Below are 26,428 nucleotides of genomic sequence, written 5' to 3' on the forward strand. Positions count from 1 at the left end.
ACGAGAGCGTATGCCGCCGGCCGGGTCAGTCGAACGCGGCCCGGTTGCTGAAGCGGGTGCGGTTACTGCCGGCCGTGAGTGCACCGCCGACCGCCACGAGCGCCGGGAGCGCCACCACGATCAGGGCAATTTGCAGCCACGGGGGAGTGAACGGCAGCAGCGAGAGCCCCGCCGTGTCCCGGGTCAGCGACAGCGCGAGTGAGGGCACCAAACCGAGCAGCACCCCAATGACGCTGCCGAGGCCCACGATCACCACCGCCTGCCAGAACCCGAAGGCCCGGCGCACCCGCGGTGATGCCCCAAGCGAGGTGAGCACGGCATTGTCTCGGTGCCCATCGGCGCGGGCGAGTCCGATGGTGATCGACGCCGTGACCAGGGCGATGATTGCCGTCAAGGCGAGCAGGGCCCAGGTCCAGGTCGCGCCATACGCCTCCGGGCCCGTCTCCGTTTGCAGGTTGAACCCCGGCGAAATGGCGGCGAGCGCACCTTGGGCATGATCATATTCTGCCTGGGTCGGGCTCGCGCCGATGCTGCTGACGACCATTGACGGCCGGTAGTTCAGGTTTGACGCGTCAGCCGTGGACGTCAGCATGAAAACGGCGTAGGGCAGCGGATGCTCGGGCTCCTGCACGCTCCCGGCCAGTGACACGCTGCGACCTGGCTCCAGAACAGAGTTGAGCTCCGTGACCCAGTCGATACGGATTTCTCCGTCAACGACGTACTGCTCATAGGTAGCGACACCTCCACCAGCGGTGAGCGTTGCTCGGGACTCCGCCGACACGGGTTCGCCGAGAATCGCGGCGAAGTCCGCCAGATCGCCCACCCAGATGTGGTCGTTCATACTCGAGTTCATCATCGTGTCGAGAAAGTACGGAGTAGGGCAGCGGATGTCGGTAGGCGTGTCCTCATGGCTGGCATCCATTCGAGTTGCATCACTCGGGCACACCGTGTCGGCGTCGATCCGTGGGTAGGCGAAGGTGGGCGCATCCGAGGTTGTCCCGTCGGCAGCCGCGTCGCCGAAGCCCATCGGCGGGTCCTCTGCACTTCTTAGCAGTCTGGCCTGAGCGCTCGGAAAACTGCTCTCAACGGCGGCAACGACGTCGGGCCCCGTGGTTTGCAACACTCGGTCGTAGGGCGGCTCATTCTGGGTAGTCATGAGACTCACCGATGCTGTGTCCAGCGGGGCGCTGTAGGTGTAGCCACTGGTCGAATTCACCTGCATCGTTGAAATGAGACTCATCGCAAAGGTCGCCACGAAGACGCAGCTCATGATGGCCGCGAGTGCCGGTACGCTCCGCCCGGGGTTTCGCGCCACATCGCGGGTCGCAAGCCGTGCGCCTGGTCCGAACCGGGAAGCCACGCGGGCAGCCCACCGCAGAATCAGGGGAGCGATGAAGACCGCCCCGATCTGCATGATCACAGGGCCGGCGACAATGAGCGCGATCCCGAAGTTGGCCAGTGTTATCTGGTAAACGGGTGCGTAGGCGGCGAGCTCGACCACTCCGCCGGTGAGGGCGATGACCGCACCGAGGGCCAGTAGAACAAGTCCAGCAACCGGGCGGCGGCGCGTGACCCGCGGCGGGCGCTGGGCACCACGCAGGGCGGCCAAAACGTCGATCCGGCCGGCGGCCCGGGCCGGAACCGCGGCAGCGCACCAGCCGGCGAGCACAGCGAAGACCGCGATGACGAGCAGCGACACCAGATCGAGGTGAAACCCCGGATACCGGGCCGCGCTGCCATTCGCCGAAATCTGCATGAAGATCCAGGCGCCGGCGAGGCCGAGTACGGTTCCCAGTGCCGCTCCGAGGGCGCCGAGGATGACGCCGCCGAAGGACATGACGCGAAACAGCATCCGCTTGTCGCCGCCGACGCTCGCGAGGGTCGCGAGAGTGCGCTGCTGGGTGCGGGCGCCGACGGTAAAGGCGGCGCCCGCGAGCAGGGCCACCTCGAACAGGGCGAATCCGCCGAGCAGGGCGATGAACAAGTTCATGGAGGTGTTCGAGGTATCGCCATAGCTATAGATGTAGCTGCCGACCGGCGGCGGGTCGAGCAGAACGGTGCGCGACAGCACGGTGGCGCCGCGCGGGTTGAGCTCGCCGATCTGGCTCCAGGTGAGCGGGGTGTCGGGCAAGTACCACTCAGTTAGCAGGTCGTCATCGTCGGGCATTACGCCGTCGAAGACTGCGGGCATGCCGTAGAACGACACCGCAGCGTCGTCGAGACTCGCGGTGTGAATCGTGCCAACAATGGTGAATGATTCGGCGATAGGTGCCGTGATCACGGCCTTCGACCCGATCTTTGCTCCGAGCCGTTCGAGGGCGGCAGCGGTCACCATGATCTCGTCGTCAGCGGTCGGTCGTGTTCCCGCCGTCACCTCCCATTTTCCGACGAAGGACAAGTCCCACGGCTGTCCCTGCACGGCCGGAAACGACCCGAGCCCGTCTTTCGTCTCCACCACGACGGCGGTCGACCGGATGGAGAGCAAACGGGTGTCGGCGGTAAACAGCGAAGCGGCCGTGACGGGCTGCGGCTCGATGGACTGCGCGGCATCGGCACGCGCCGCCTCGTCGCGGTAGCCCCAGTGCCCGTCGTTCAGCGGGTCTTGGGTGAATTTCGCGTCCGGCGCTGCGACGATGCTGACCCGCGCCTCGGTCGACCCGAGCTCGAGCTTGACACGTTCGGCGGGGGTCGCGACATTGCTCGCGGTTACCGTGGTGATTCCGACCATCCCGAGCACCGGAATCGCCACGAGCAGAGCGATCAACGCGCTGCGACCGCGTGATTGCCCGGCCATGCGGCGAGCAATCCGAAACGCAATGAGCGTTCCGCCCGAGCGTTTGCCCGCAAGCGACCCCCCGTCACCACTCATGCCTGTAGTCCGGTCAACAGGCTCGATACAGCGGATGCCCGCGACTCGTCCACGATGCGCCCGTCGCGTAGAAAGACGATCCGGTCCGCCCACGCCGCGTGGCGGGCATCGTGGGTGACCAGAATGCCGCCGGCACCGGCGTCGACTCGGGAGCGCAGCATCCGCAAGACGAGTTCACCGGTCGTGCTGTCGAGGGCGCCGGTGGGCTCATCGGCGAGAATCAACGACCGACCGCCGACGACCGCGCGGGCAATGGCGACGCGCTGCTGCTGGCCGCCGGACAGGTCAGAGGGAAAATGCCCGGCCCGGTCACCGAGCTCGACGATAGTGAGGGCGTCGAGGGCCGGGCGGTGCGCCTTCTTCGTTGTCCAGCCGTCGAGTTCGAGCGGCAGGCTCACGTTTTCGAGCGCGGTCAGCGAGGGAATCAGGTTGAAGTCCTGAAAGACGAAGCCGAGGCTGCGGCGACGCAGCGTCGCGAGCTCGCGGGCCGAGAGCTGGCTGAGCCAGTGCCCTTCCACGACGACCTCGCCCGACGTCGGTGGGGTGAGTCCGCCGGCCACGGTGAGCAGCGTCGACTTTCCCGAACCGGATGCCCCCATCACCGCCACAAGCTCGCCACGGCTCACCGACAGGTCGACGCCAGCCAGGGCCGTGATCGCGGTCTCGCCGCGGCCGTACTGCATCGAGACACCGTCGAGCTGCAGCAGAATGTCGCTGTCAGCGGCGTGGCCGGTCATGCGTTGGCCTGCACCGTCTTGGCCGGTCGTCCGCGCTTGGGAACGTCTGTGTTGAGCGGCAGGGGATCGGCGAGACCGGCGGCTCGCGCCCGGGTGAGCCGGCTTTCGGAGTGATCGAGCCAGCGCGCCTCGGCCTCGGCCGCGAAGATGAGAGAATCGATCACGAGCAGCCAGGCCAGCTGCTCCGACGATTCCGGGTCTGCGGTCGCGTTCTTGGTGCGCGTCAGTTCCTGCAGGGTGCGCATTGTCGCGGTGCGCTGCACCTGAATCACCTGGGCAATATCCACGCCGGGCAGCGTGACCGCAATCGCAAGCTTGATCGCGAGCTCGTCGCGGGTCGCTATGGTGCGCACCACGGGGGAGCCGAGCCACTCGGCGACCTCCGCGCGGCCGGCATCCGTTATCTCAACGTAGTTCTGACCATCGGCGTCAATGTCGGCCTTCTGCACCAGGCCGTCCCGCTCGAGCCGGTCCAGGGTGTTGTAGATCTGGCCGACGTTCAGCGGCCAGGTCGACCCGGTCCGACGGTCGAACTCGGCCCGCAACTGGTAGCCGTAGCACGGCCCCTGGTTCAGGATGGCGAGAAGACTCTGGCGAACGGACATAAGACCTCCGATAATTCGACGTTGCTAATAATTACCGAGTATATACATACCCGGCAAGCCGAGGTAAGAAATCGTTGCAGGTGTCGCCGAAGTCACGACTCTGTGCAACGGCCTCGCGGCGGCACAACACATGCCATGAGCGCAATCCGCAAGTGAGAGGCGTCGCCGGTACAAGACTGTCAGCGGCGTTGCATAGACTCGATGGGTGTCGATTACCAAGGTAGAAACAGGTCCGAAACTCAGTGTGCGCGGAGCCCGCGTGCACAATCTCCACAACGTGGATCTGGAGATTCCACGCGACTCGCTCGTGGTCTTCACCGGACTGTCGGGGTCGGGAAAGTCGTCGCTCGCCTTCGACACCATCTTCGCCGAGGGCCAGCGCCGCTACGTCGAGTCACTCTCGGCCTACGCCCGGCAGTTCCTCGGCCAGGTCGACCGGCCCGACGTCGACTTCATCGAGGGCCTGAGCCCGGCCGTGTCGATCGACCAGAAATCCACCAACCGTAACCCGCGGTCCACGGTCGGTACCATCACCGAAATCTATGACTACATGCGCCTGCTCTGGGCCCGCATTGGCGTGCCGCACTGCGCCATCTGCGGCGAGATCATCCAGTCTCAGACCGTGCAGCAGATCGCCGACCAGCTCATGGAACTGAAGGCTGGCATTCGCTACCAGGTGGTCAGCCCGGTCGTCTCGCAGAAGAAGGGCGAGTTCGTCGACCTGTTCCAGGAACTGGCTGGCGGCGGCTACTCCCGCGCGATTGTCGATGGCACCCAGATTCAGCTGAGCGAACCGCCGATTCTCAAGAAGCAGCAGAAGCACGATATCGCGGTCATCGTCGACCGGCTCGTCGCCGGCCCTGAGCTGCTTTCCCGCCTCACCGACTCGCTTGAAACAGCCCTCAAACTCACCGACGGGCTCGTGCAGATCAATTTTCTCGACGAAGAGGGCGACAAGGCCTGGCAGAACTACTCCGAGAAGCTGTCCTGCCCGAATAACCACCCGGTTCAGCTCACCGAAATTGAACCGCGCACCTTCTCCTTCAACGCGCCGTTCGGCGCCTGCCCGGAGTGTTCAGGGCTCGGAACCCGCATGTCCGTCGATGAAGACCTGTTGCTCGGCGACCCCGATCTGAGCATCGCCGAGGGTGTCGTGCTGCCCTGGACCACCCAGGGCAAGGGCCTGTTCCAGTACTACGAGAAACTACTCGACGGCCTCGCCCGCGACCTCGACTTCTCGCTTGACACGCCCTGGGGTGAGCTCACCACCGAGGTACAGAACGCCGTCATGCGCGGTGACAACTTCGAGGTGCGGGTCAAGTGGAAAAACCGCTACGGCCGGGAGATGAGCTACACCTCCGGGTTCGAGGGTGTTGTGCCCTACATTGAACGCCAGTACCTGCAGGCCGACAGCGACACCCAGCGTCAGCGCTGGTCCGAATACCTGCGTGAGGTCGACTGCCACGTCTGCAACGGCACCAGGCTCAAGCCCGAGGTGCTCGCCGTGCTCGTTCACGAAGCGAGTATCGCGGATGTCTGTGCGCTCAGTTTGACCGACGCTCGCGCGTTCATGGACAAGCTCACCCTCACCGACCGGGAGGCCGCCATCGCCGCCCAGGTGCTGCGCGAGATTCGGGCACGCCTCGACTTTCTGATTCGGGTGGGCCTGAACTACCTCAACCTGTCCCGGGCCGCGGCGACCCTCTCGGGCGGTGAGGCGCAGCGCATCCGCTTGGCGACGCAGATCGGCTCAGGGCTCACCGGCGTGCTCTACGTGCTCGATGAACCCAGCATCGGCCTGCACCAGCGCGACAACCGGCGCCTGATCGAGACCCTCGTGACCCTGCGCGACCTCGGCAACACGCTCATCGTGGTCGAGCACGACGAAGACACCATTAAAACCGCCGACTGGATCGTTGACATCGGCCCTGGCGCCGGCGTTAATGGCGGGCACGTCGTGCACTCCGGCTCCTACGAAGGCCTGCTGGCCAACACCAAGTCCCTTACCGGCGACTACCTGGCCGGGCGCAAGTCCATCGCCATCCCGACCACCCGACGCCCGATCGACCCGGAACGCCTGATCGGCGTTACCGGCGCCGAGGCCAACAATCTGCAGAAAGTGTCGGTGACCTTCCCGCTCGGCACCTTCACTGCCGTTACCGGGGTCAGCGGCTCGGGCAAATCTTCGCTCGTCAATGACATCCTCTACCGGGTGCTCGCCAACCGGCTCAACGGCGCCCGCAAGCTGCCGGGCAAGCACACCAGGGTCACCGGCCTCGAGCAGCTCGACAAGGTCATCCACGTCGACCAGGCGCCCATCGGCCGCACGCCACGCTCCAACCCGGCCACCTACACCGGTGTGTTCGACAAGATCCGCACCCTGTTCTCGGAAACCATCGAATCGAAGACCCGCGGTTACCTCCCCGGCCGGTTCAGCTTCAACGTCAAGGGCGGGCGCTGCGAAGCCTGCTCGGGGGACGGCACCATCAAGATCGAGATGAACTTTCTGCCCGACGTTTACGTCGCGTGCGAGGTGTGCGGGGGAGACCGTTACAACCGCGACACCCTCACCGTGCACTACAAGGGCAAGAACATCGCGGAGGTACTCGATATGCCGATCAGCGAGGCGGCCGACTTCTTCGAACCGATCTCGTCGATCCATCGCTTCCTCAAGACCCTGGTCGAGGTCGGACTCGGCTACGTACGCCTCGGTCAGAGCGCCACCACCCTGTCCGGCGGCGAAGCCCAGCGGGTGAAGCTCGCGACCGAGCTGCAGCGGCGTTCCAACGGCCGCAGCGTCTACGTGCTCGATGAGCCCACCACCGGGCTGCACTTCGAAGACGTGCGCAAACTGCTGCTCGTGCTCAACAGCCTCGTCGACAAGGGCAACACCGTCATCGTCATCGAACACAACCTCGACGTCATCAAGTCTGCCGACTGGGTCATTGACCTCGGCCCGGAGGGCGGTTCCGGCGGCGGTAAGGTACTCGCCACCGGTACGCCGGAGCACCTCGCCACGGTCAAGAAGAGCTTCACCGGTTCCTTCCTGAAGGAGGTCCTGGCTGCCGGCTAGGCGGCCTCACGGCCATGTCTGATGCCCTGAGCTATCGCCCGAAAACGGGCGAGATTCCCACGACCCCCGGGGTCTACCGTTTTCGCGACGCGACCGGGCGTATCCTTTATGTCGGTAAGGCCAAGAACCTGCGGGCTCGGCTGAGCAACTATTTCGCCCCGCTCCACAGCCTGCACGAACGCACCCGCCGTATGGTCACCACGGCCACCGGCGTCGAGTGGACTGTCGTCGGCACCGAGGTCGAGGCCCTGCAGCTCGAATGGATGTGGATCAACGAGTTCGATCCGCCGTTTAACGTGCAGTTCAAGGACGACAAGTCCTACCCGTACCTCGCGGTCACCCTCGCCGACGAGGCGCCGCGGGCCTTGGTCACCCGCACCGAGGGCATCAAGGGTGCCCGCTATTTCGGGCCGTACCCCAAGGTCTGGGCCGTTCACGAGACCATCGAGCTCATGCTCAAGGCCTTCCCCATCCGTACCTGCAACAACGCCAATTACAAGCGGGCCATGCAGAGCGGCAAGCCGTGCTTCGCCGGCCAGATCGGGCGGTGCTTCGGCCCCTGCTCCGGACTGGTATCGATCGAGGACCACCGCACGATCGTCAACGAGTTCGTCAGCTTCATGGGCAGCCACGACAAGAAGCTCATCAACGAACTCACCCAGCAGATGAAGGACGCCGCCTTGGCGCAGCAGTATGAGATCGCTGCGAAACGACGCGACCAGGTGCGAGCGCTCAACGCCGTGCTCGAGAAGAGCGCCGTCGTGCTGCGCGACAACGTCGACATCGACCTGTTCGCGGTCGAGCAGGACGAACTCGCGGCCGCCGTGCAGCTGTTCATCGTGCGCGGCGGGCGCATCCGTGGTGTGCGTGGCTGGATGGTCGACAAAGAACTCGACGTCACCAGGAGCGAACTCATCGATTCCATGATGCAGACCGCTTACAACCACGACGCCCTGCCGCCGCGCGAAATCGTACTCCCCGAACTGCCCGACGATGCCGAAGCCCTCGAAACCTGGCTGGCCGACCTCGCCGGTCGCAAGGTACGCCTCGTGGCAGCGCAGCGCGGGGAAAAGGCTGCCCTGCTGGTCACAGCCGGCAACAACGCCAAGCAGGCGCTCATGCTCTACAAAACCCGTCGCAGCTCGGACTTCGTGGCACGCTCCAAAGCGCTCGAAGACATCCAGGACGCTCTCGAAATGCCAGCCGCCCCGCTGCGAATGGAATGCTACGACGTATCGCACCTCAGCGGCACCAACATCGTCGCGTCCATGGTCGTCTTCGAAGACGGGCTTCCGCGCAAGGACGAATACCGCCGCTTCAACATTCCCGAATCAACCGACGACACCGACTCGATCTACCAGATCCTCACCAGAAGACTGGCCTACCTGAAGCCCGAAACGTTGGCGGCGGATGCCGTGGTCGTTGACGCCGCTACGACCGACATTATTCAGGTCGAACAGAAGCGTGCCAAATTCAAATACCAGCCAAACCTGCTCATCGTCGACGGAGGCCAGCCGCAGGTTGCCGCCGCCAAACGGGCCCTCGCCGAATCGGGCGTCACCGGAATTCAACTGTGCGGAATCGCCAAACGGCTTGAAGAAATCTGGCTCCCCGATTCCGACTACCCGGTAATCCTGCCGCGCAACAGCGACGCGCTGTTTCTGATCCAGCGCATTCGTGATGAAGCCCACCGGTTCGCAATCACCCACCAGCGCATTCGGCGCAAGAAAGACATCAGCTCGATTCTCGGCGAAATCGCGGGGCTCGGGCCGGCCCGGGTGAAAGTTCTGTTGCAACATTTCGGCTCGGTGGCGCGCCTCAAGGTCGCTTCGGCGGCCGAAATAGCGGATGTCCGCGGCATCGGCCCCGTGCTGGCCGAGTCCATCCACGCGCACCTGCGCTCCTAAACACTTGAACGCCTGAACGCAACCGAAACCGTCCGGCGCTCGGTAGGCTTGACTATCCACCAATTTCTCATTAAGGCGATTTCCACGAATGACTACGGACCCCGACAAGCAGGAAGTGCTGATCGTCACGGGAATGTCCGGGGCGGGACGCTCCACCGTAGCCAACGCGTTGGAAGACCTGGACTGGTACGTCGTCGACAATCTTCCGCCGCAAATGCTGCGGCCCCTGGTTGATCTGGTCGAACGGGCTGGTACGAATCTGCCCAAAATCGCCGCAGTCGTCGACATTCGCGGCCGCGATTTGTTCGGCGATTTCCTCGAAACCGTGCAACAACTCCGCAGCAACACCCAGGTCCAGGTCATCTTTCTGGAAGCCAGGGACGACGCGCTGGTGCGCCGGTTTGAATCCGTGCGCCGCCCGCATCCGCTGCAGGGCGATGGCACCCTGCTCGACGGCATTGCGGCCGAGCGCTCCCGGCTGCTCGCCGTTCGGGAGTCGAGTGACCTCGTCATTGACACCTCCGATCTCAACGTGCACCAGCTCGCGACGACGATCACCGAACGGTTTGCGGCCGAGGGGCGAGCGGGTGTGCAGCTGACCATTTTGAGCTTCGGCTTCAAGTACGGGCTGCCGACCGACGTCGATCTGGTGGCGGATGCCCGATTCCTGCCGAACCCCTTCTGGATCCCCGAGTTGCGCGCGCACACCGGCATTGACCCGGAGGTGAGAGACTTTGTACTTGCCCAAATTGGTGCCCTCGATTTCATCGACCACTACGCCGCCGCCATGGCGCCGGTGCTGGCGGGATACCAGCGGGAAAATAAACGTCACGCCACTATCGGCATCGGCTGCACCGGGGGCAAGCACCGCTCCGTTGCGATGGCTAGAGAACTGGCTTCTCGACTCGAACAACTTCCCGGAGTCGCGGTCAATATCAAGCACCGCGACCTCGGACGCGAATAAGCGAGCCCGGGCGCAGCATCCGGCTCCCCGGGCTTTTATCACTCAGACGTAACGCAACTGATCAACAGAATGGAAAAGCGATTGGCACTCACCGCCGACGTTAAAGAAGAACTTTCGCGCGTGGAGGTCTCCAAGACCACCGTGCGCGCGGCCGAATTGGCCACGATTCTCCGATTCTCCGGCGGATTGCACATGATCAGCAGCCGCATCGCGATCGAGTCCGAACTCGATACCGCCATTCTGGCTCGCCGGGTTCGCAAAGATCTCGCCGAGTTGTACGGGGTGCGCAGCGCCCTGCAGGTCATTGCCGCCACCGGCATCCGTCAGTCCAGCCACTACCTCGTGCAGGTGATCGAGGGCGGGGAGACGCTCGCACGCCAGACCGGCCTGCTGGATGCCCGTCGCCGACCGATTCGTGGTCTGCCGAACCGGCTGACCACGGGCTCGCGAGAAGAGATCGCAGCCGTCTGGCGCGGTGCCTTTCTCGCCCACGGCACCTTGACCGATCCGGGGCGCTCTGCGGCCCTCGAGGTGATCTGCCCTGGCAACGAGGCGGCCATGGCACTGGTTGGAGCGGCCGGCCGGCTGGGCGTCGCGGCCAAGGCACGCGAAGTGCGCGGAGTGCACCGCGTCGTGATCCGCGACGGTGACGCCATTGGCGCCATGCTCGTGCACATGGGCGCGACCAACACGGTACTCAACTGGGAAACCCTGCGTCAGCGTCGCGAAGTGCGCGCCACCGCCAACCGCCTGGTCAACTTCGACGACGCCAACCTGCGTCGTTCCGCCGAGGCGGCCGTCGCCGCCTGCGCTCGGGTGCAGCGTGCCATGGACATTCTCGGCGAAGATATTCCCAAGCACCTGCGCTACGCCGGAGACCTGCGCCTCAACTTTCGCGACTCCAGCCTCGACGAGCTCGGCCATCACGCCGACCCGCCCATGACCAAAGATGCCGTCGCCGGTCGAATTCGTCGCCTGCTGGCCATGGCCGACAAGAAAGCGGTCGAGCTCGGCGTCGAAGGAACCGACGTTGACTACCCGGTTCACCCCGATGACGTTTCACCCCGGTAAATCGCGCGATCGCGACGCGCGAAGTCACGAATTCTGTGCCGCGCAGGCCTCGCGGGTAGACTAAATAGTCACTTACAACGCTGCCGCACCCGGTGCGGTGGCACAACTCACAAGGAGATAAGTAATGGCCGAATACACCCTGCCCACCCTTGACTATGACTATGCCGCTCTCGAGCCCAGCATCAGCGGCACCATCATGGAACTTCACCACGGCAAGCACCACCAGGCGTATGTCACCGGCGCAAACACCGCGCTGACCCAGCTCGCCGAGGCCCGCGACAGCGGCAGCCTCGCCAACGTGAACAAGCTGGAGAAGGACCTCGCCTTCAACCTCGGCGGCCACGTCAACCACTCCATCTTCTGGACCAACCTCTCCCCGAACGGCGGAGACAAGCCGGTTGGCGAGCTCGCCGCAGCGATCGATGACAACTTCGGTTCCTTCGACAAGTTCCAGGCGCACTTCACCGCTGCCGCCCTGGGCGTGCAGGGTTCCGGCTGGGCAGTTCTGGCCTGGGACTCCATCGGCCAGCGCCTCATCATCCAGCAGTTCTTCGACCAGCAGTCCAACTTCGCTGCTGGTACCGTTCCGGTACTCATGCTCGATGTCTGGGAGCACGCCTACTACCTCGACTACCGCAATGTGCGGGCGGACTACGTCAAGGCATTCTGGAACATCGCCAACTGGGCGAACGTTCAGGAGCGTTTCACCGTGGCACGCGAGAAGACCAACGGCCTGCTGCTACTCTCATAGCCTGCCGGTGCCCCACCCCCGCATTTCGGTGCGCGGGCGGGGCACTGCTGTTTTCCTCCAGTACTATTTTTCATCGCGCCACTCGGCGCCCTTTTCTAACAGGAGTTATTTGTGTCCGTAAAGATCGGCATCAACGGATTCGGCCGTATTGGCCGTAATTACTTCCGCGCAGCCCTCGCCAAGGGCAGCGACATCGAAATCGTCGCCGTCAACGACCTCAGCGACCCCGCGTCGCTCGCTCACCTGCTTAAGTACGACTCCGTCGCCGGCCGCTTGAACGCGACTGTCGAGGTCGACGGTGACAACATCGTCGTCAACGGCAAGCCCATCAAGGTTCTCGCCGAGCGCGACCCGGCCAACCTGCCTTGGGCCGCCCTGGGCGTAGAGATCGTCATCGAGTCCACCGGACGCTTCACCAAGGCCGTCGATGCCCAGAAGCACATCGAGGCCGGCGCCAAGAAGGTCATCGTGTCCGCCCCGGCGACCGGTGCCGATGTTGCAACGCTCGTGCTCGGTGTGAATGAAAGCACCTACGACGCCGCGATCCACAACATCATCTCGAACGCGTCCTGCACGACGAACTGCCTCGCGCCGCTCGTCAAGGTCTTCCTCGACAACTTTGGCATCGAGCGTGGCCTCATGACCACGATCCACGCCTATACCGCGGACCAGAACCTGCAGGATGGCCCGCACAGCGACCTCCGCCGTGCCCGTGCCGCTGCGCTGAACATCATCCCGACCTCGACCGGTGCCGCCAAGGCCCTCGGCCTGGTCATCCCGGAGAGTATCGGCAAGCTTGACGGTTACGCGCTGCGCGTTCCGGTTCCGACCGGCTCGATCACCGACCTCACGCTCACCGCATCACGCCCGGTCACGGTCGAAGAAGTGAACGCTGCCTACAAGGCTGCAGCTGAGGGCTCCCTCAAGGGCATCCTCAGCTACACCGAGGACCCGATCGTGTCGAGCGACATCGTCGGCGACCCACACTCCTCGATCTTCGACGCCGGCCTCACCAAGGTGATCGGCGACCAGGTCAAGGTCGCTTCCTGGTACGACAACGAGTGGGGTTACTCCAACCGCCTCGTTGACCTCACCGAGTTCGTCGCCGAGCGACTCTAACGGCCGCGCGGTGACGTTACGCACGATTGACTCGCTAGGTTCGCTTACCGGCAAGCGGGTTATTGTCCGCTTCGACCTGAATGTCCCGCTAAAAAGCGGGCAGATCACCGACGACGGACGAGTGCGGGCGTCACTGCCCACCCTCAACGCCCTCGTCGCTCAGGGCGCCCGCGTGGTGATTGTCTCTCACCTCGGGCGCCCCGACGGGGCCGTTGATCCTCAGTACAGCCTCGAGCCGGTGGCCTCCCGGCTGAGCGAACTGGTCAACCTCCCGGTTGCCTTCGCCACCGACACCGTTGGCGCCTCGGCCACCGCGGCTGTCGCAGCACTGGAAAACGGCGAAATCGTCGTGCTGGAAAACCTGCGCTTCAACGCCGGTGAAACCAGCAAAGTGGATGCCGACCGCGTCGCGTTCGCCCAGCAGCTCGCGCTGCTCGGTGACGCCCTTGTTTCGGATGGCTTCGGCGTAGTCCACCGCAAGCAGGCCAGCGTCTTCGATCTGGCCTCGCTGCTGCCGAGCGCGGCTGGCCTCCTCATTGCGACCGAGCTCGACGTGCTTGATCGTCTCACGGAGAAGCCGGAAGCGCCGTACACCGTCATCCTCGGCGGTTCCAAGGTCAGCGACAAGCTCGGCGTCATCGGACACCTGCTTCCGCGCGTGAATTCTCTGCTGATCGGCGGCGGCATGCTCTTCACCTTCCTCGCCGCCCAGGGCCATAAGGTTGGCGCAAGCCTGCTGGAAAGCGATCAGATCGAGACGGTGCGCGGATATCTGGCCGAGGCCGATCGCCTCGGCGTCAAGATCGTGCTCCCCACGGACGTCGTCGTGGCCTCGAAGTTCGGTGCAGATGCCGAACACGTGATCACCCCGGCCGACGGCATCGAGAACACCCCGTTCGGTGCTTCCGGTCTCGGCCTGGATATCGGGCCAGACACGGCGGCGGCTTTTGCTGAAATCATTCGTGCGTCCCACACCGTGTTCTGGAACGGCCCGATGGGCGTATTTGAACTCGCACCGTTCGCGGAGGGCACCCGCACGGTAGCCGCCGCTCTCACCGAGGTCACCGGCCTCAGCGTGGTTGGTGGCGGCGACTCGGCTGCTGCCGTGCGTATCCTCGGTTTCAACGACGACCAATTCGGTCATATTTCTACCGGCGGTGGCGCGAGCCTCGAGTTCCTCGAGGGCAAGCGTCTACCAGGACTGGAGGTCCTCGGATGGCAGTGAACATTAACCCTCGGCGTACTCCGCTGATTGCGGGCAACTGGAAGATGAATCTGGACCACCTTCAGGCCATCGCTTTCGTGCAGAAACTCGCCTGGAACCTCAAAGACGCCAACCACGACTTTGCCGCGGTCGAGGTGGCAGTTTTTCCCCCGTTCACCGATCTGCGCAGCGTGCAGACTCTGGTATCGGCCGACAAACTTCCGCTGGCCTTTGGCGCGCAGGACGTGTCGGCCCAGGATTCCGGTGCGTATACCGGCGAGATCTCGGGTGCTTTCCTGGCCCAGCTGGAATGCCAGTACGTCATCATCGGGCATTCCGAACGCCGTACCCTGCACAATGAGACCGATGAGCAGGTCGCCGCAAAGGTGACCGCCGCGCTCAAGCACAACCTTGTGCCGCTGATCTGCGTTGGCGAGAGTGCCGAAGACCTCGCGACGCACGGTCCGAGCGCCGTTCCGGTCGCCCAACTGCGGGCCGCCCTCGCGGGTGTCACCAACGCGGCGGACATCGTCGTCGCGTATGAGCCGGTGTGGGCCATCGGGTCCGGGCAGGCCGCCACGCCGGAGCAGGCCGAACAGGTCGCCGCGGCGCTGCGTGGCGTTCTCACCGAGACTCTCGGCCAGGACGTAGCCGACAAGACCCGCATCCTCTATGGCGGTTCGGTCAAGAGCGGTAACATTGCCGCGTTCATGCGGGAACCCAACGTGGACGGTGCCCTGGTTGGCGGTGCCAGTTTGGATATTCCGGAGTTCTCCAGCATCATTCGGTATCACAAGCACGTCGGCGTCTAAACCGACGCGTTCCTGACATCGCCGGAGCGAGGCGGTTGCCGCTGGCAACCGCCTCGCTCCGGCGTGAAGGTATAATTACGTTGTCTAGGCGCCAGAGTTGCGCCCACCGTGTTTTGAAAGGTTTCGTGTGGAGATTCTCCAGGTCGTCATGCAGGTGCTCGTCGGTATAACGAGCCTCCTGCTCACCATGCTCATTTTGCTGCACAAGGGGCGGGGCGGTGGGTTGTCGGACATGTTCGGTGGCGGCGTAACCTCCAACCTCGGCGCATCGGGAGTTGCCGAGCGCAACCTCAACCGCATTACTGTCATTCTGGGACTGCTGTGGATCTCCTGCATCGTCGTTCTTGGATTGATCACCAAGTTTGATACAGGGGCTTAACTTTTCGCCCTGTGCGGAGTTACCCTGAAGCGAAGTCACCCAGAATTCTGGGCACAGTTATTCACCAGCACATCTCAGCACCAGCAGCAGCAATAAGAGCTCGACTGCAGCACACAACTGCACGGATATACGGAGGAACAAGATGGCATCAGGCGGAAGCGCAATTCGTGGCTCGCGTGTCGGCGCAGGCCCCATGGGCGAGCAGGACCGCGGTTTTCACGCGGATCGCATCAAGGTTTCCTACTGGGACGCACTCGGCAATGAGACCGTACGGTACTTTGCCGCGAGCCTTCCCGACGAGGAAATCCCGGTCACCATCGATTGCCCATCGTCCGGGCTTCCCGCCGGCCGCGATAAAGAGAATCCTCCGTCCGTGGTGAAGCTTGAGCCCTACAAGACGCATCTGGCCTATGTCAAGGAACGTCGAACCGAGGAGGAAGCAGAGTCGCTCCTCGAGGAGGCCCTCAACCAGCTGCGCGTTCGTCGTGGCAAGTTGTCACCCACGAACTGACGTGTAACACAGCAAAGACCGGCCCTCGAGAGATCGAGGGCCGGTCCTTTTTCGTCGGGTCGCCTAGTACGTGGGCGCGATGAGGTTTTCAGGAACCTGGGCGGCAGCGTCACTGTCGACGAAGAACATCGTTCGGTACCGACCCTTGATGCCGGCAGCGGGGACCTCGTCACGGCTCGCGCCCGCCAGCGCCAGCCCGAGCGCTGAGGCTTTGTCTGAGCCGGCCAGAACAAGCCAAACCCGGTCAGAGGAGTTGAGTACCGGTCTCGTGAGCGACAAGCGGTCAGCGGGCGGCTTGGGGGAGTCGTGCACGGTGATGACACTCGCCTCACGCTCCCGAATACCTGATCGGTGGGGGAACAGCGACGCAATGTGGCCATCCGGGCCAACCCCGAGAAACGTCACGTCGAAGCGCGGGTACCGGGCACCCTCCGGTGCGTGGGAGAGTAATTCTGCCGTGTACCGGGCCGCCGCTGCTTCCAGGGCGTCGTTACCGGCACCGACATCGATCGGGTCGTCCGAAGCACCGAACGCGTGGATGTTTTCCTTCGGAACGTCGATATGGTCAAGGAGAGCATCCCGGGCCTGCAATTCGTTACGCTCGGGATCGGTGCGGGGCACCCAACGTTCATCTCCCCACCAAAAATTAACCCGGGACCAGTCAATGGTGTCGCGTGCGGCCGACTCATTGATGGCGGCCAACACGGCAATACCAACGGAACCACCGGTCAGAACAACATTGGCCGCGTCCTGCTCCTGCAGAACATCGACCATGTTCGTCAGGAAACGTGCAGCGACCGACCCGGCCAGCGCCTGCTTGTTCTGGTGCACCAGCACGCGTCGATCATTTGTCACGGTCACACTCCGGTTCCTTGGGACACCACGTCATCGAGTTGCGGCAGTCCGCGCGTGATGACCTCACCATACAGGTCGTCGGGATCCAGCCGCCGCAGTTCGTCGGCCAGACAGTCGCGCAGGCTGCGACGCTTGAGCGTCAGATCCTGCACCGGTTGCCCCGGCTGGCTGAGCGTGGCGATGTCGGGCACTTCACGCTCGAGCGAGATCGTTCCCGATGCGCGGGTGAGATGAACCCCGTGCACACCATTGGCGAGAGGGCCGGTGGTCAGCTCGCAGTCCACGGGCACCTGGAGCTGCATCTGCAGCCAGGCAGCCAACAGCGTGGTCGACGGCGAAGCGGCAGCACCGGCGACCCGAATCCCGACGATCGGTTCATAGGGGGGCTGGTCCAGCACGGCCGCCAGCTGGGCGCGCCAAAGGGTCAGACGGGTCCAGGCGAAGTCGGTGTCGCCGGGGCGGTAGCTTCCGCACAGGTGATGCAGGGCTGCCTGCGGATCCGGCTGCGCCGACGCATCCGTTATTCTGCGGTAGGCGATGCGTCCGAGCGGTGAGTCGCCGGGAACGGCCGGAGCGGTACCCGGCCACCAGGCGACGACGGGAGCATCGGAGAGCAGCAGACCGGTGACCAGGCTCTCCGGGTCGTTGGCGGCATCGCCGTACACACGCAGAACGATGACCTCGCTCGCGCCAGCGTCACCGCCCACTCGAATTTCTGCGTCCACGCGTGCGTCGGGTGTGGCCGCGGTGGAGCCGGGCTCCTGGGTCGACACGACGATGACGCGCATCGGATGCTCGCGGGAGGCATCGTTGGCGGCCTCGATGGCCTCCTCCTCGTGCCCGAGAGTCGAGGCAATGATCAGGGTGAGCACACGGCCGAGGGCGACAGCGCCACCCTCTTCCCGAATACGCACGAGCGCCTTCGAGATCTTCGCGGTCGTGGTGTTGGGCAGATCGACGATCATGGACGCCTCCAGGTGCGGCCATCGCGGGCCAGTAGATCATCAGCGGATGTGGGGCCCCACGTTCCAGGGCGGTATTGCTCCGGCTGCCCCTGCGTGGCCCAGTACTCCTCGATCGGGTCGAGAATCTTCCAGGACAGTTCGACCTCTTCGTGACGGGGGAACAGCGGCGGGTCGCCGAGCAGCACGTCGAGGATGAGCCGCTCATATGCCTCAGGGCTGGCCTCGGTGAATGCGTGGCCGTAACCGAAGTCCATGGTCACATCCCGTACCTGCATAACCACGCCGGGCACTTTCGATCCGAACCGGATCGTAACACCCTCGTCGGGCTGCACCCGAATCACCAGGGCATTGTGGCCTAGTTCGGCCGTCTGGCCGGGGGCAAAGAGGTACTGCGGGGCGCGTTTGAACACCACGGCGATTTCGGTGACGCGACGGCCGAGACGCTTGCCGGCGCGCAGGTAGAACGGCACTCCCGCCCAGCGGCGCGTGTCGATGGTCAGGCGCATCGCGGCGTAGGTCTCGGTGACCGATTCCGGGTTCATACCGTCTTCTTCGAGAAAACCGGCAACCTTTTCACCGCCCTGCCAACCGCCGGCGTACTGGCCGCGCGCGGTTCCCAGACCGAGGTCGGCGGGCAGCCGAACCGAAGCGAGCACCTTTTCCTTCTCGGCGCGCAGGTCGGCGGCGTCGAACGAGATCGGTTCTTCCATTGCCGTCAGGGCAAGAAGCTGCAGAAGGTGGTTCTGAATAACGTCGCGCGCGGCACCGATGCCGTCGTAGTAGCCGGCGCGGCCGCCAACACCGATGTCCTCGGCCATGGTGATCTGCACGTGCTCGACGTGGTTGGCGTTCCACAGCGGTTCAAACATTTCGTTGGCGAAGCGCAGCGCCAGAATATTCTGCACCGTCTCTTTGCCGAGGTAGTGGTCGATCCGAAAGACGGAGTCGGGCGGAAAGACCGACTCGACGACGTCGTTGAGCTGCCGCGCTGTCTTCAGATCGCTGCCGAACGGCTTCTCGATGACCACGCGACGCCATTGACCGTTTTTTTGCTCGGCCAAACCGGATCGGCGCAGCTGCTCGGTGACCTGGGGGAATGCCTTCGGCGGAATGGCCAGGTAGAACGCATGGTTGCCCATCGTTCCGCGTTCCCGGTCAAGCTCGTCGATCGTCTGGGTGAGGCGGGTGAACGCCTCATCGTCGTCAAAGGTGCCGGACACGAAGCGGATGCCCTCAGCCAGCTGCCCCCAAACGTCCTCGTTGAACTCGGTGCGGGCGTGTTCCTTGACGGCGTCATGCACAACCTGCATGAAGTCCTCGTTGTCCCAGTCTCGGCGAGCGAAGCCGACGAGGGCAAAGCCGGGGGGCAGCAGCCCTCGGTTAGCGAGGTCGTAAACCGCGGGCATGAGTTTCTTGCGCGCCAGGTCACCGGTGACGCCGAAGATCACGAGGCTGGACGGCCCGGCGATTCGATTCAGACGATAGTCGGACGGCGACCTGAGCGGATTAAACTCCGGGGTGATTTCCACCGGGGACATGCAGCTCCTTTGACGGGACAGTGCAGAAAATTGAGGACACGAAAAACGCAGGTGGTGCAGAAGCGGGTGGGGTTCCTCGCGGCCGGTGGCGGAGAGGAACCCCGGTTGGTTAGCCTAGGGCGTCGAACAGCGTGCTGATGTTCTGCTTGGGCTGGGTCAGGGTCAACGTCAGCACCGGACGCCCGTGCTCGGCGAGCACGCTCGCGTCGCCACTGGCCTGCGCCTGGATGAGTTCGCCGAAAGTGAACGGACGCTCGGGAATGTCGAGATCCTCGGCCGGCGTGGCCAGAATTTGCAGGTAGACGGCCGTTGCCGGTCCGCCCTTATGGAACTGCCCGGTGGAGTGCAGAAAGCGCGGTCCCCAACCGAAGGTAACCGGACGCTTCGACAGGGTGGCGAGCCTGGTGCGAATCTCGGCCAGTTCCGGCAGCGCGAGACGGTCGACGTAGGCCTGGACGGCGACGTAGCCGTCGGGGCCGAGCTCTTCGAGCAGGGCGTCGATCGCCGAGGCGAGATCGCTTGCCGCTCCGATGACGTGCGGCGTGCCGCGCACTTCGATGCCGTCCGCGATGAACGCGGCCGGCTCCGGTGCGGGGCGGGCGTCGAGCAGACCACGCGTGGCGATCTTCGCCGACTCCACGTCGGGCTGGTCGAACGGGTTGATCCCCAGCAGACGGCCGGCAACGACCGTGGCGTATTCCCAGACCATAAACTGCGCGCCGAGGGTTCCGCTGACGCGAATCTCGTCGCCCGTTTCGCTAAACAGCTCGGTGCCGGCGTCAGCCACAACGCGCACGAGCTGCAGGTCGGGCAGCGTTTCGGTCAGTTCCGGAGCATCCAGCTCCAGCACGACCGGCAGGATGCCGGTGCCGAGCTTGCCGGTGGATTCCGCGATCAGCTGTTCGACCCAGTCAGCGAAGCCCACAATGTGCGTGCCGTCCGAGACGATCGCGAGCTTGTCGCGGCGCGGGCTGGTGGCGGCGATCGCCGCCCCCAGAACGAGTCCCGGGTTCTCCGGCGAGTCAACGGCCAGAGCCAGCGCGACGGACTCGGCCTCGTCGAGAAGCGCACCGACGTCAACACCGGTCAGGCCCGATGGCACCAGGCCGAAGGCGGTCAGCGCGGAGTAACGTCCGCCGACGGTGGGGTCGGCGTTGAAGACGCGGTAGCCGGCTTCACGAGCGGATGCCTCGAGCGGCGACCCCGGATCGGTCACCACGATGATGCGTTCAGCCGGGTCGATGCCGATGGCGCGGAACGCACGCTCGAACACGCGACGCTGGCTGTCGGTCTCGACGGTCGAACCGCTCTTGGACGAGACGACCAGGGCCGTTTCGGCCAGGTTGTCCTTCAGCGCGGACAACACCTGACCGGGGTCAGTCGCGTCGAGCACGGTGAGGTTCACGCCGGCCGTGCGGGTGATGACCTCGGGCGCGAGCGACGAGCCCCCCATGCCGGCGAGGGCAATCTGGGTGACGCCGCGAGCCTGCAGAGTTGCCCGCAGCTCCACGATCTCGGCCACGAGGGGGCGGGACACCGCGACGGACTCCGTCCAGCCGAGACGCAACGCGGCCTCAGCTTCGGCTTCCGGTCCCCAGAGGGAGGGGTCGAGGGCGGTGATGCCGGAGGCGACCAGGTCTGTGACCAGGGTGGGCACGGTGACGCGAACGGCGTCAGCTGCAGCGCCACTCACCGAGATGCGAAAGCTCATTAGACTGCCGAGCTGGTCGGGACCACGGTGGTCGACGCGGCGGTGAGAGCGGTCTGCACGGTGTCCAGCAGTTCGTTCCAGGACACCTCGAACTTGGACAGGCCTTCTTCTTCGAGCAGACGGGTGACGTCGTCGTAGGAGACGCCCTGGGCCGCCAGCGCGTCGAGGACGGCGTTCGCGGCGGCGTAGGAGCCGGTGACCGAGTCGGCCGGGATGACGCCGTGGTCGGCGGCGGCCTGCATGGTCTTCTCCGGCATGGTGTTGACGACCTCGGGGGCGACCAGCTCGGTCACGTAGAGGGTGTCGGGCAGGCTGGCATCCTTGACGCCGGTCGACGCCCAGAGCGGGCGCTGCTTGGTGGCGCCGGCCTTGATCAGGCCCAGCGCACGCTCGCTGCTGAATGCCTGCTCGTAGACCTGGTAGGCGAGCTGGGCGTTGGCGACGCCGGCCTTGCTCTTCAGGGCGAGGGCTTCGGGGGTGCCGATCGCCTCGAGGCGGGCGTTGATCTCGGAGTCGACGCGCGACACGAAGAACGACGCAACCGAGTGAATCGTGGAGAGGTCGATGCCAGCCGCCTTGGCCTGCTCGAGTCCGGCCAGATAGGCGTTGATGACCTGGCGGTGACGCTCCAGGCTGAAGATCAGGGTGACGTTGACACTGATGCCGAGAGCGATGGTCGCCGTGATGGCTTCCAGTCCTTCAACCGTCGCGGGGATCTTGATCATCGCGTTGGGGCGGTTGACCTTCTTCCAAAGCTGCTGGGCTTCAGCAACCGTGCCAGTTGCATCGCGGGCGAGGCTCGGCTCGACCTCGATCGAGACGCGGCCATCCTGGCCGTTGGTCGAGTCGTAGACCGGGCGGAAGATGTCGCATGCGGCGGCAACGTCGTCCGTGGTGATGGCGAAGACCGCGTCGGTCACGTTCGTACCGGCAGCGGCCAGGGTCGCAACCTGCTCGGTGTACGCCTCACCCTTGGCGAGGGCGCCGGCAAAGATAGTCGGGTTCGTGGTGACACCGACGACGTTGCTGTTCTTGATCAGGTCCTGCAGCCCGCCGGAGTTGATGCGCTCACGGGAGAGGTCGTCTAGCCAGATGCTGACGCCGGCGGCGGACAACTGGGCGAGGGGGGAGGGGGTAGTCATTGTCAAATTCTCCTAATACTGCTGCCTTCAGGCAGCGATGCTGTAGCGGTTTAGTGGAGACGTAAGGGGCAACATCAGGCCGCGCTGATTGATTCCTTGGCGGCGGCGACGACGGCTTCGGTTGTGATGCCGAATTCGCGGAACAGCGTCTGGTAGTCAGCGGATGCCCCAAAGTGCTCAATCGAGATGCTGCGGCCGGCGTCGCCGACGTAGCCACGCCAGGTCAGCGCGAGGCCGGCCTCGACCGAGACGCGGGCGGTGATCGCGGCGGGCAGTACCGATTCGCGGTACTCGCTGCTCTGCTCTTCGAACCATTCCAGGCAGGGAGCGCTGACGACGCGGGCGTTGATGCCCTCGGCGGCGAGCTGGGCGCGGGCGTCGACGGCGAGCTGAACTTCGGAGCCGGTCCCGATCAGGATCACGTCGGGGGTGCCGCCGGCTGCTTCGGCCAGCACGTATGCGCCCCGGGCGACGTTCTTCGCGGAGGCGAAGATTTCAGCGGATGCTGCGCCCTCGCCACGCTCGTAGACGGGAATGTTCTGGCGGGTCAGGGCGATGCCGGCCGGGCCGCCCCGGCGTTCCAGGATGGTCTTCCAGGCCCAGGCGGTCTCGTTGGCGTCGCCGGGGCGCACCACGTCGAGTCCCGGAATAGCACGCAGGGTCGCGAGCTGTTCGATCGGCTGGTGGGTGGGGCCGTCCTCGCCGAGCGCGACGGAGTCGTGGGTCCAGACGAAGATCGACGGCGCTTTCATGAGAGCGGCCAGACGAACGGCCGGGCGCATGTAGTCACTGAAGATGAGGAACGTGCCGCCGAACGGGCGGGTGTTTCCGTGCAGCACGATGCCGTTGAGAATGGCGGCCATGGCGTGCTCCCGAATACCGAAGTGCAATACCCGACCGTAGGGGTTTCCGGTCCATTCACCGGTGGAGTGCTCGCTCGGAATGAACGACGCTGCGCCGCCGATGGTGGTGTTGTTCGATTCCGCGAGGTCGGCCGAGCCGCCCCACAGCTCGGGGATGACACCGCCGAGCGCGGTGAGCACCTTGCCGGAGGCTGCACGGGTGGAGACTGCGGTGCCGCCAGGGAAGACCGGGAGGGCGTCGTCGACGCCGTCCGGCAGGTGGCCGGAGAGTACCCGGTCGAGCAGAACCTTGCGCTCCGGGTTGGCGGCGGCCCAGGCGTCGAACTGCACGGTCCATGCGGCGTGTGCGGCCGCGCCGCGCTCCAGGGCCAGGCGGGTGTGGGCGATGACCTCGGGGGCGACATCGAAGGTCTTTTCCGGGTCGAATCCCAGAACGGCCTTGACGCCGGCGAGTTCTTCGGCGCCGAGGGCTGAACCGTGGATTTTGCCGGTGTTCTGCTTCTTCGGGCTCGGCCAGCCGATGATGGTCTTGAGGATAATCAGGCTGGGCTTACCCGTTTCGTTCTGGGCGGCCGTGATGGCCGCGTTCAACTCGGCGACGTCTTCGACGTAGGAGCCGGTCTTCTTCCAGTCCACCGTCTGCACGTGCCAGTTGTAGGCGGCGTAACGAGCGGCGACATCCTCGGTGAAAGCGATGTTCGTGTCGTCCTCGATCGAGATCTGATTGCTGTCGTAGATGGCAATCAGGTTGCCGAGCTGCTGGTGGCCGGCGAGAGAGGATGCCTCGCTCGTGATTCCTTCCTGCAGGTCGCCATCGCCAGCGATGACGTAGACGAAGTGGTCGAACGGGCTGGCGCCGGTGGCGGCATCCGGGTCGAACAGACCGCGCTCGAAGCGCGACGCGTAGGCGAAACCGACAGCGGATGCCAGCCCCTGGCCGAGCGGGCCGGTGGTGATTTCAACGCCGTCGGTGTGGCCGTATTCCGGGTGGCCGGGGGTTTTTGAACCCCAGGTGCGCAGGGCTTTGAGGTCCTCCAACTCGAGGCCGTAGCCGCCGAGGTATAACTGCACGTACTGCGTCAGCGAGCTGTGGCCGACCGAGAGAATGAACCGGTCACGACCGATCCACTCGTTGTCGGCCGGGTCGCGGCGCATGATCTTCTGAAACAAAAGGTAGGCAGCGGGAGCGAGACTCATCGCGGTGCCCGGATGCCCATTCCCAACCTTCTCCACGGCGTCGGCCGCCAGAATGCGTGCGGTGTTAACCGCCTGATCGTCAACGGAATCCCATTGGAAAGCTGCCACGTCACGTAACCCTTCATTGAAGCGAAGGCGGGTTGAGCTCAACCCATCCTTTGATAGTTGTGCAAGTGTCGGCAGTCGTGTCACCGGCCGGTCGCGCCATCTGAAGCGGACTGCAGGCGAAACATCACCCCCAGCGAGTTGGCCTACTGGTGCAGCCATCTCCCACCCGGGGGCTCGCCGAACTACTGATTCACTGTGGGGAGCACTACAAGTATACGGACGAATGTCAGGGGACGCTCGAAATGACGTGACATGACGACACATTCCGGATTGGTCCTCGGTGGAGCGTTGCTCAGGGCGTGTCCTAGAATGAGAGGACTTGCCTAGCGTTAGAGGATTAATGGACGTCGCCCTGAAGACCCCGGTCCGGAGCGGACCGCGCACACTGAACCGCACCCTCAAGGCCTACATCTCTCTCACTAAACCGCGAGTGGTCGAGTTGCTTCTGGTGGTGACCGCGCCCACGATGCTGCTCGCCGAGCGCGGTATCCCCAGTCTCTGGCTGATTCTCGCGACGCTCGTCGGTGGGTCGCTCAGCGCTGGGTCCGCTGGTGCCTTCAACTGTTACCTCGATCGCGATATCGACCGTCTCATGAAGCGCACCAAGAATCGCCCCCTGGTTACTGGAGAACTCAGCGACCGCGAGGCGTTGATCTTTGCGTGGGCGTTGGGCGCGGCATCCATTTTGTGGCTGGGTCTACTGACCAACTGGCTGGCCGCTGCGCTGTCGTTCGGCGCGATTCTGCTCTATGTCGTGTTCTACACGATCATTCTCAAGCGTCGTACCCCGCAGAACATCGTCTGGGGCGGTGTGGCCGGTTGTATGCCCGTGCTCATCGGCTGGGCGGCGGTGACCGGTGAACTGTCCTGGCCCCCGGTCATTCTGTTCATGATCATCTTCCTGTGGACACCGCCGCACTACTGGCCGCTATCTATGAAATACCGAGCCGACTACCAGGCCGCTGGCGTTCCGATGCTCTCCGTCGTGCGTGGTCGGGCTCAGGTCGGCCTGCAGGTCATCCTGTACGCGTGGGCCACGGTCGCCTGCTCGCTTCTGCTGATTCCGATCGGCGACATGGGCCTGCTCTACAGCTTTACGGCCCTGGTCACGGGTGGCTGGTTCATCTACGAGACGCATCGCCTGTACAGCCTCGCGATTCGGCACGAGCATGTGTCACCGATGCGTGTCTTCCACGGATCCATCGCCTACCTGACGCTGCTGTTCGTGGCCGTCGGAGTGGATCCGCTGCTTCCGTTCTAGGTGGCGCTAGACCCTGCGGGTGAGTCGGGTATCGATCTTGCCGACGTCGGCCGAATGGATCACGACAGTGACCACCCGTCCGGCCAGGGCCATCGCCGTTGCCGTGAAGTCGAAGGCCGTCACGGTGATAGCTGCCAGCGCCGTGTCGTCGATGACCAGGTTCGACCGGTGTGCCAGGGCGAGTTCAATCTCCGACTGCTGATGCATGTGCCGTTCGGCCCACAACTGCGACCCGAAGTCGTACGGGTTCTTGGCGTAGTTCATCACGATGTACTGCAGATGCTGGTTGAGTGCATCTCGGATGGGGTCGCCGCCGCGATTGGTGGAGCCCGGCACATCGGTGAAGACGAAGCCGCGCAGTTCGGCGATGCCAACCGGACCGGACGGGGAATCCTCGAACCAGAAATTGCCGGAGGGGTCAGCGAGCCAGTAGTGTGCCTGCGCTTCGAGGGTGCGGCCGTGGTTGCCGTACCAGCTCCAGCCGCGTTCCTGCAGGCGCGGCTGACGCACAAAACCGAATACCGGAGGGCCGTACAGGGCAAGGTGCGCCGCGTCGTCTGGCGGCTTCGATTTGGCTCCCGGTGCGACATGCATGTCTGGAGAGTACACCGGCGGCTCTCGTCCGGGGAGTGCCGCGCGGCAATTGCTAATTGGAGGTCTAGGCCCTACGAGTTGCCACCTTCGGCCCCATCAGCCGCGCGAGACGACACGCTCGGCCCCATCAAAGCAGTTGAGGGGGCCAAAGCTGTCTTCTCACCCCTGCAGAGTCATATTCATGGCGCGGAA

Annotated in this window: 21 protein-coding genes; 11 read left to right on the forward strand and 10 right to left on the reverse strand. The window is 64.4% G+C overall.

Features of this window, described 5'->3' with window-relative positions; genetic code table 11:
• Positions 1-25: 25 nt before the first annotated feature.
• Genes E3T35_RS01335 through E3T35_RS01345 form a run of 3 tightly spaced genes read right to left on the reverse strand, consistent with a single transcriptional unit; the run spans position 26 to position 4,211 of the window.
• Positions 26-2,869: an FtsX-like permease family protein gene (locus tag E3T35_RS01335; RefSeq protein ID WP_134377670.1), complete on the reverse strand. Its 2,844-nt coding sequence runs from the start codon at positions 2,867-2,869 to the stop codon at positions 26-28.
• Positions 2,866-3,606: an ABC transporter ATP-binding protein gene (locus tag E3T35_RS01340; RefSeq protein ID WP_134377671.1), complete on the reverse strand. Its 741-nt coding sequence runs from the start codon at positions 3,604-3,606 to the stop codon at positions 2,866-2,868. Before E3T35_RS01340 ends, E3T35_RS01335 begins: the two co-directional genes overlap by 4 nt.
• Positions 3,603-4,211: a PadR family transcriptional regulator gene (locus E3T35_RS01345; protein WP_134377672.1), complete on the reverse strand. Its 609-nt coding sequence runs from the start codon at positions 4,209-4,211 to the stop codon at positions 3,603-3,605. The genes E3T35_RS01340 and E3T35_RS01345 overlap by 4 nt, the downstream gene beginning before the upstream one ends.
• Before the next feature lie 205 nt (positions 4,212-4,416).
• On the opposite strand from E3T35_RS01345, the gene uvrA reads away from it, so the two are divergent.
• The 10 genes from uvrA to E3T35_RS01395 all read left to right on the forward strand — a co-directional run bounded on the left by uvrA (position 4,417) and on the right by E3T35_RS01395 (position 16,002).
• Complete coding sequence (gene uvrA, locus E3T35_RS01350; protein ID WP_134343995.1) at positions 4,417-7,284, forward strand: excinuclease ABC subunit UvrA; 2,868 nt, start codon at positions 4,417-4,419, stop codon at positions 7,282-7,284.
• Positions 7,285-7,298: 14 nt separating this feature from the next.
• Positions 7,299-9,191 (forward strand): excinuclease ABC subunit UvrC, encoded by a 1,893-nt coding sequence (gene uvrC, locus E3T35_RS01355; protein ID WP_134343994.1) that lies wholly within the window; start codon positions 7,299-7,301, stop codon positions 9,189-9,191.
• Between the two features lie 88 nt (positions 9,192-9,279).
• On the forward strand, positions 9,280-10,155 hold the full coding sequence (gene rapZ, locus E3T35_RS01360) for an RNase adapter RapZ (protein ID WP_092340098.1): 876 nt from the start codon (positions 9,280-9,282) through the stop codon (positions 10,153-10,155).
• A gap of 81 nt (positions 10,156-10,236) precedes the next feature.
• A complete protein-coding gene (whiA, locus tag E3T35_RS01365) occupies positions 10,237-11,226 on the forward strand; it encodes a DNA-binding protein WhiA (RefSeq protein WP_104090362.1) in 990 nt (329 codons plus the stop codon).
• 124 nt (positions 11,227-11,350) lie between these two features.
• Complete coding sequence (locus tag E3T35_RS01370) at positions 11,351-11,977, forward strand: superoxide dismutase (protein ID WP_104090360.1); 627 nt, start codon at positions 11,351-11,353, stop codon at positions 11,975-11,977.
• Positions 11,978-12,088: 111 nt separating this feature from the next.
• Positions 12,089-13,096, forward strand: a complete 1,008-nt coding sequence (gap, locus tag E3T35_RS01375; RefSeq protein ID WP_134343993.1) for a type I glyceraldehyde-3-phosphate dehydrogenase — start codon at positions 12,089-12,091, stop codon at positions 13,094-13,096.
• 10 nt (positions 13,097-13,106) lie between these two features.
• The gene (gene pgk / locus E3T35_RS01380; protein ID WP_134343992.1) at positions 13,107-14,321 is read left to right on the forward strand and encodes a phosphoglycerate kinase; all 1,215 of its coding nucleotides are present in this window, start codon (positions 13,107-13,109) and stop codon (positions 14,319-14,321) included.
• On the forward strand, positions 14,312-15,112 hold the full coding sequence (tpiA, locus tag E3T35_RS01385; RefSeq protein WP_174774984.1) for a triose-phosphate isomerase: 801 nt from the start codon (positions 14,312-14,314) through the stop codon (positions 15,110-15,112). The genes pgk and tpiA overlap by 10 nt, the downstream gene beginning before the upstream one ends.
• Positions 15,113-15,239: 127 nt before the next feature.
• Positions 15,240-15,491, forward strand: a complete 252-nt coding sequence (secG, locus tag E3T35_RS01390) for a preprotein translocase subunit SecG (protein WP_092340102.1) — start codon at positions 15,240-15,242, stop codon at positions 15,489-15,491.
• A gap of 142 nt (positions 15,492-15,633) precedes the next feature.
• A complete protein-coding gene (locus E3T35_RS01395; protein ID WP_092107849.1) occupies positions 15,634-16,002 on the forward strand; it encodes an RNA polymerase-binding protein RbpA in 369 nt (122 codons plus the stop codon).
• Positions 16,003-16,065: 63 nt separating this feature from the next.
• Here E3T35_RS01395 and pgl read toward each other — a convergent pair whose 3' ends face one another.
• From pgl to tkt, 6 genes are all read right to left on the reverse strand, one after another.
• On the reverse strand, positions 16,066-16,857 hold the full coding sequence (pgl, locus tag E3T35_RS01400; protein WP_134344391.1) for a 6-phosphogluconolactonase: 792 nt from the start codon (positions 16,855-16,857) through the stop codon (positions 16,066-16,068).
• Positions 16,858-16,859: 2 nt separating this feature from the next.
• Entirely contained in the window at positions 16,860-17,822 is a 963-nt protein-coding gene (locus E3T35_RS01405; protein ID WP_134343991.1) for a glucose-6-phosphate dehydrogenase assembly protein OpcA, read from the reverse strand.
• Complete coding sequence (gene zwf, locus E3T35_RS01410; RefSeq protein WP_134343990.1) at positions 17,819-19,360, reverse strand: glucose-6-phosphate dehydrogenase; 1,542 nt, start codon at positions 19,358-19,360, stop codon at positions 17,819-17,821. Before zwf ends, E3T35_RS01405 begins: the two co-directional genes overlap by 4 nt.
• Before the next feature lie 109 nt (positions 19,361-19,469).
• A complete protein-coding gene (locus E3T35_RS01415; protein WP_134343989.1) occupies positions 19,470-21,071 on the reverse strand; it encodes a glucose-6-phosphate isomerase in 1,602 nt (533 codons plus the stop codon).
• Entirely contained in the window at positions 21,071-22,213 is a 1,143-nt protein-coding gene (tal, locus tag E3T35_RS01420; RefSeq protein WP_134343988.1) for a transaldolase, read from the reverse strand. Before tal ends, E3T35_RS01415 begins: the two co-directional genes overlap by 1 nt.
• A 74-nt stretch (positions 22,214-22,287) precedes the next feature.
• Positions 22,288-24,381 (reverse strand): transketolase, encoded by a 2,094-nt coding sequence (gene tkt, locus E3T35_RS01425; protein WP_134377673.1) that lies wholly within the window; start codon positions 24,379-24,381, stop codon positions 22,288-22,290.
• A gap of 340 nt (positions 24,382-24,721) precedes the next feature.
• Here tkt and E3T35_RS01430 point away from each other — a divergent pair, with 340 nt between their 5' ends.
• Positions 24,722-25,642, forward strand: a complete 921-nt coding sequence (locus E3T35_RS01430; RefSeq protein ID WP_104090348.1) for a heme o synthase — start codon at positions 24,722-24,724, stop codon at positions 25,640-25,642.
• Positions 25,643-25,648: 6 nt separating this feature from the next.
• Here the strand turns inward: E3T35_RS01430 and E3T35_RS01435 are convergent, their stop codons facing one another.
• Positions 25,649-26,236: a hypothetical protein gene (locus E3T35_RS01435; protein WP_134377674.1), complete on the reverse strand. Its 588-nt coding sequence runs from the start codon at positions 26,234-26,236 to the stop codon at positions 25,649-25,651.
• Positions 26,237-26,428: the final 192 nt, after the last annotated feature.

Origin of the sequence: Cryobacterium sp. TMT1-2-2 (assembly GCF_004403505.1) — a bacterium.
Classification (GTDB): domain Bacteria; phylum Actinomycetota; class Actinomycetes; order Actinomycetales; family Microbacteriaceae; genus Cryobacterium; species Cryobacterium flavum.

Bases quoted from the DNA above. Each gene is read 5' to 3' on its own strand.
- E3T35_RS01335 (WP_134377670.1), bottom strand. From the start codon at position 2,869: ATGAGTGGTGACGGGGGGTCGCTTGCGGGCAAACGCTCGGGCGGAACG.
- E3T35_RS01340 (WP_134377671.1), bottom strand. From the start codon at position 3,606: ATGACCGGCCACGCCGCTGACAGCGACATTCTGCTGCAGCTCGACGGT.
- E3T35_RS01345 (WP_134377672.1), bottom strand. From the start codon at position 4,211: ATGTCCGTTCGCCAGAGTCTTCTCGCCATCCTGAACCAGGGGCCGTGC.
- uvrC (WP_134343994.1), top strand. From the start codon at position 7,299: ATGTCTGATGCCCTGAGCTATCGCCCGAAAACGGGCGAGATTCCCACG.
- rapZ (WP_092340098.1), top strand. From the start codon at position 9,280: ATGACTACGGACCCCGACAAGCAGGAAGTGCTGATCGTCACGGGAATG.
- E3T35_RS01370 (WP_104090360.1), top strand. From the start codon at position 11,351: ATGGCCGAATACACCCTGCCCACCCTTGACTATGACTATGCCGCTCTC.
- tpiA (WP_174774984.1), top strand. From the start codon at position 14,312: ATGGCAGTGAACATTAACCCTCGGCGTACTCCGCTGATTGCGGGCAAC.
- E3T35_RS01395 (WP_092107849.1), top strand. From the start codon at position 15,634: ATGGCATCAGGCGGAAGCGCAATTCGTGGCTCGCGTGTCGGCGCAGGC.
- E3T35_RS01405 (WP_134343991.1), bottom strand. From the start codon at position 17,822: ATGATCGTCGATCTGCCCAACACCACGACCGCGAAGATCTCGAAGGCG.
- zwf (WP_134343990.1), bottom strand. From the start codon at position 19,360: ATGTCCCCGGTGGAAATCACCCCGGAGTTTAATCCGCTCAGGTCGCCG.
- E3T35_RS01415 (WP_134343989.1), bottom strand. From the start codon at position 21,071: ATGAGCTTTCGCATCTCGGTGAGTGGCGCTGCAGCTGACGCCGTTCGC.
- tal (WP_134343988.1), bottom strand. From the start codon at position 22,213: ATGACTACCCCCTCCCCCCTCGCCCAGTTGTCCGCCGCCGGCGTCAGC.
- E3T35_RS01430 (WP_104090348.1), top strand. From the start codon at position 24,722: ATGGACGTCGCCCTGAAGACCCCGGTCCGGAGCGGACCGCGCACACTG.
- E3T35_RS01435 (WP_134377674.1), bottom strand. From the start codon at position 26,236: ATGCATGTCGCACCGGGAGCCAAATCGAAGCCGCCAGACGACGCGGCG.